At 73.4% G+C, this 4,827-nt stretch carries 5 protein-coding genes; 2 read left to right on the top strand and 3 right to left on the bottom strand.

The annotated features are described in order from the left end of the window. Positions 1-73 precede the first annotated feature (73 nt). Positions 74-676: a hypothetical protein gene (locus ACXJKG_RS19405; RefSeq protein ID WP_456847366.1), complete on the top strand. Its 603-nt coding sequence runs from the start codon at positions 74-76 to the stop codon at positions 674-676. A gap of 18 nt (positions 677-694) precedes the next feature. Here ACXJKG_RS19405 and ACXJKG_RS19400 read toward each other — a convergent pair whose 3' ends face one another. Beyond that, positions 695-1,642, bottom strand: coding sequence for an ROK family glucokinase (locus tag ACXJKG_RS19400; RefSeq protein WP_456847365.1), 948 nt, complete (start codon positions 1,640-1,642; stop codon positions 695-697). A gap of 220 nt (positions 1,643-1,862) precedes the next feature. Between ACXJKG_RS19400 and ACXJKG_RS19395 the strand changes: the two genes are divergently transcribed. Continuing rightward, complete coding sequence (locus ACXJKG_RS19395) at positions 1,863-3,677, top strand: AMP-dependent synthetase/ligase (protein ID WP_456847364.1); 1,815 nt, start codon at positions 1,863-1,865, stop codon at positions 3,675-3,677. A 4-nt stretch (positions 3,678-3,681) separates the two neighbouring features. On the opposite strand, the gene ACXJKG_RS19390 is transcribed toward ACXJKG_RS19395, so the two are convergent. Both ACXJKG_RS19390 and ACXJKG_RS19385 read right to left on the bottom strand, forming a co-directional pair. Next, positions 3,682-3,906, bottom strand: a complete 225-nt coding sequence (locus tag ACXJKG_RS19390) for a hypothetical protein (protein WP_456847363.1) — start codon at positions 3,904-3,906, stop codon at positions 3,682-3,684. A 36-nt stretch (positions 3,907-3,942) separates the two neighbouring features. Beyond that, positions 3,943-4,827: NYN domain-containing protein (locus ACXJKG_RS19385; protein WP_456847362.1), on the bottom strand; the 885-nt coding region annotated here is incomplete at its 5' end.

Raw genomic sequence — 4,827 nt, 5'->3', positions numbered from 1 at the left:
CGACATCCCCCTGCGGCAGGCGGAGCCGAGCACGAGCCACCCCGACTGCTCGGTCCGACTCTAGAGTGCTCCTATGGCACCTCGCCCCGACGAGCCCGACGACGGCGTCCAGCCGGCCGGCGCGGACGTCCCCCCGCCGTCGTCCGACGGCGAGCCCGATCACGTGGGACCCACGGACGAGGAGGCCTGGGCGTCGATCGTCGCGCAGCTCAGCGAGCTCGACGGGTACGACGGCACCGAGGATCCGCCGGAGCCCGAGGCCACGCCGGCGACCGACCCCCCGAGCGGGCTGACGTTCCCCGTCGCCCCGTGGGTGGCCGAGCGGCGCGTCGTGCGACCCGCCCAGGAGGCGGCGCCGGAGCCCGAGCTGAGCGGCCGTGACTGGGACGGCACCTCGCAGTTCGACGGCGCGGAGTCGGCGGTCGACGCGGAGGAGCACTTCGTCCCGCCGGACCCGGGCCCGGTCCTCGGCGGCGACCCCTTGCTCACCATGGCGTGGTTCGCCGCGGCGGGCATGCCGCTGTTCCTGCTCGTGGTGCTCGTGGCCTGGAAGGACGCTCCCGCCGCGCTCGTGCAGGCGGCCGCCGTCGTGTTCGTCATCGGCGTGGGCGTGCTCGTGTGGCGGATGCCGCACCGGCGCGACCCCGACGACCACGACTCCGGCGCGGTGGTCTGACCGGCCCGCACCCCCTGGTCAGAGGCGCGCGAGGTCGGCCGCACCGACCATCCCGGCGTCGTTGCCCATCGACGCGACGACGATCGACGCCTCCGGGCGGTGCCCGCGTCCCGAGAGCTGCTCGGCGAAGCCGTTCCGGGCGGACGCGAGCAGCAGGTCGCCGGCGTCCGCGACGCCGCCGCCGACGACGATCAGCGCGGGGTCGAGCAGCGCGGTCGCGGAGGCCGCACCCTCGCCCACCCAGCGACCGAGCTCGGCCAGCAGCTCGACGGCGAGCGGGTCGCCCTCCTGCGCCGCCTGCGTGACCTGCGGACCGGTGAGCTTGTCGACGTCGCCGCCCGCGAGCTCGAGCAGGCGGGTCGCGCGCTCCGGCTGGATGATGACGGTGGCCTGAGCATCCCGCACCAGCGCGCTCCCGGACGCGTACTGCTCCCAGCAGCCCTCGTGCCCGCAGCCGCAGTAGTGCCCGCCGGGGACCACGCGCATGTGCCCGATCTCCGCCGCGACACCCCAGGCACCGCGGACCAGCTTCCCGTTGGACACGATCGCGCCCCCGAGCCCGGTCCCGACGGTGAGCATGAGCATGTCGTCGACGTCGCGAGCCGCGCCGAACCGGAACTCGGCCCAGCCGGCCGCGTTGGCGTCGTTCTCGACGACGATGAGGACGTCGTCGTCCCCGAGGATCGCCTGGACCTTCTGGCGCAGCGGGTAGTCGCGCCACGCGATGTTCGGCGCGAAGAGGACGGAGGAGCGGTCCGCGGACACGAACCCGGCGGCGGCGACTCCCATCGCCGCGACCTCGTAGGACCCGCTCAGCTCGGTGTAGACCTCGGCGATCGCCCGGTCGATACCGGCGACGTCGTCGGGAGACGTGTCACGACGAGTCTGCGCGAGGATCGTGCCGTCCTCGTCGACGACCCCCGCAGCGATCTTCGTCCCGCCGATGTCCACACCGATGGCGTGCATGTTCGTGTGTGCTCCTACGCGCTCGTACCGTGCTCGCTACCGTCCGGTGCGGGCTCCCACGCTAGCCGCCTGCACACGCCCCTGTGCTCACGTCTGCTCACGCGCCCACGGACGTCGCACCCGGTCCGCCGCAGAGCGTACCCATTCGGGTGCTGCCTTCGCGGCTACCGGAGTCCCGTATCCTCGGGGCACACTTCGCCCCTCTGTCACTGGAGCCAGCATGGACGAGTTCCACACGCCGTTGCGTCTCGAGGTCGACCCCTCGTACAACCTCAACGACCTCCTCGCCGAGCGTGTCACCGGGACCCCCGACAAGGTCGTCGTCGAGCTCAAGACGCAGCAGGACGGCCCCTGGATCCCGCTCACCGCTCGCGAGTTCGACGCCGAGATCGTGTCCGTGGCCAAGGGCCTCGTCGCGCGCGGCGTGCAGCCGGGCGACCACGTCGGCATCATGAGCCGCACCCGCTACGAGTGGTCCCTGCTGGACTGGGCCGTCTGGGCCGCCGGCGCCGTGCCCGTGCCGCTGTACGAGACGTCGTCGGCCGAGCAGGTGCTCTGGATCCTCACCGACGCGGACGTGTCCCTGCTCGTCGTCGAGACGGACACGCACGCCGCCGTGGTCGACGAGGTCCGCGCCGAGACGCCGCACCTGCGCGAGGTCCTGATCCTCGACGACGGCGCGATCGACACGATCGTGGCCGCGGGCGCCGACGTCCCCGACGAGGAGATCACGCGTCGCCGTGGGCTCTCGACGCTGGCCGACGTCGCCACCGTCATCTACACCTCCGGGACCACCGGCCGCCCGAAGGGCGTCGAGCTCACGCACGGCAACTTCTACGAGCTGACCGTCAACGCGGTCGCGGACCTCGACGAGGTGTTCGCCGAGCCGAACGCGCGGACGCTCCTGTTCATGCCGCTCGCGCACGTGTTCGCGCGCTTCATCGAGGTGCTCTGCATCCCGGCCGGAGCCGTCCTCGGTCACAGCCCCAGCACGACGACGCTCGTGGAGGACCTCGGGTCGTTCCGGCCGACGTTCATCCTGGCGGTCCCCCGCGTGTTCGAGAAGGTCTACAACTCGGCCGAGCAGAAGGCCGCCGCGTCCGGCAAGGGCGCGATCTTCCAGCGGGCCGCCAAGACGTCGATCGTCTACTCGCGCGCGCTCGACAACCCGCGCGGACCGAGCCCCTGGCTGCGCCTGCAGCACAAGGTGGCCGACGTCCTCGTCCTGCACCGCCTGCGCAACGCCCTGGGCGGTCAGGCGCGCTGGGCCGTCTCCGGCGGTGCCCCGCTGGGCGAGCGGCTCGGTCACTTCTACCGCGGGCTGGGCCTCAACGTGCTCGAGGGCTACGGCCTGACCGAGACCACGGCGCCCGCGACGGTCAACCGCCCCGGCCGTGGCACGAAGATCGGCAGCGTCGGTCTGCCCCTGCCCGGCAGCGGCGTCCGCATCGCCGCCGACGGCGAGATCGAGGTCAAGGGCGTCCAGGTGTTCCGCGGCTACCACAACAACGACGCCGCGACCGCGGAGTCGCTGCACGACGGCTGGTTCCGCACCGGCGACCTCGGCTCCCTCGACGACGAGGGCTACCTGCGGATCACCGGGCGCAAGAAGGAGATCATCGTCACCGCCGGCGGCAAGAACGTCGCGCCCGCCGTGCTGGAAGACCGTCTCCGCGCGCACCCGCTGATCAGCCAGGTCGTCGTCGTCGGAGACCAGCGCCCGTTCATCGGTGCGCTGGTCACGCTCGACCCCGAGGGCGTGCCCGGCTGGCTCTCCGCGCACGGCAAGCCGGAGATGACCCTGGCCGAGGCGGCCAAGGACGTCGACGTCCTCGCGTCGCTCGACAAGGCCGTGGAGAAGGCCAACAAGGCGGTCTCGCGGGCCGAGTCGGTGCGCAAGTACCGGATCCTCGACACGGACCTCACCATCGCCAACGGCTTCCTCACGCCGAAGCTGAGCATCCGTCGGGCCGAGGTCCTCAAGGCGTTCGCCGGCGAGATCGACGCGCTCTACGAGGGCCCCTCGCGCGACTGACGGCTCACACCGCGCGCACCAGACGCAGGGGCGGGACGAGACCCGACGCCGCGAGCACGCCGATGGCGTGCTGCTCAGCGGCATCGAGCTCGACCGCCCCTGCGGCCGTCCCGTCGGCGACGACCACGGGTTCGGGCGTGGACGCGCGGACGGGGATGGTCAGGAACGTGACGACGCAGTCCGCGCACGCGGCCCCGCGCTGGGTGCAGGTGTCGCAGTCGATGATCATGTCGCGGACGCTAGCAACGACCACCGACAGCCACCCTCAGAGGTGCTGCAGCCGCGCGACGAGCGTGCTCGACGGCACCACCCAGGCACCGTCGGCCTCGACGTCGCGCACGATCTCCTGGTCGCTCGTCACGACGACCAGCACGCGGCCCGGCGGCTCCGCGTGCACGAGCCGCCGGATGAGGTCGTCGGCGATCTCCCCGACGGCGAAGAGCACGCGGACACCCCGCGCGTACCCGCCCGGCGGTCCCTGCTGCCCCTCCTTGCCGTCGAAGCAGCACGTGACCTCGGCGCCGGTCCGGGCGGCGACCCCGGCCAGCCCGTCGACGAGCCGCCGGCGCTGCTCGGCCAGCGAGAGCTCGCCGAACCCGGACTTCGAGACGTTGTACCCGTCGACCACCAGGTGCGCCCACGGCTGCCGCAGCAGCTCCTCGAGCAGCGCGGGGTCGTCGACGGACCGGCCGCGCGACCCGGGCCTCACGGCGGGCTGCTCCGCCGTCGKCCCGACCAGGTCGGCGGGGAGGTCCGCGATCGGGGGCAGGGCCAGCTCGGAGCGCAGGCCGCTCGCGGCGTCGACGATCGTGTCGAGCAGCAGGCGCACCCGGACGTCGGCGAGCTTGCGGGCGGCGCGGAGCTCCGCCCGGGCCGCGGTGCGCTCCGCCTGCGAGGCACGCCGCTCCTCCAGGGCGGTCCGCAGGTCGTCCTCGGCACGCGCCTGAGCGAGCTCGGCGGCATCCAGCACCGCGCGCGCCTCTTCAGCCGCCCGGCGTCCTTCGCTGCGGGCCCGGTCGGCGTCAGACCGCAGCCGGCGAAGCTCGCGCTGGAGCGCGCCGAGCTGCTCCTGGGCGCTGCGCGCGTCGTCGCGGGCCGCCGCGACGTCGGCGCGCAGCCGGTCCGCCTCGACCTGCGCGCGCTCCAGCCG

This window comes from Cellulomonas sp. P5_C6 (assembly GCF_054049635.1).
Note: the sequence above shows the minus strand (reverse complement) of the source record. Positions and strands in the feature narration are given on the sequence as shown.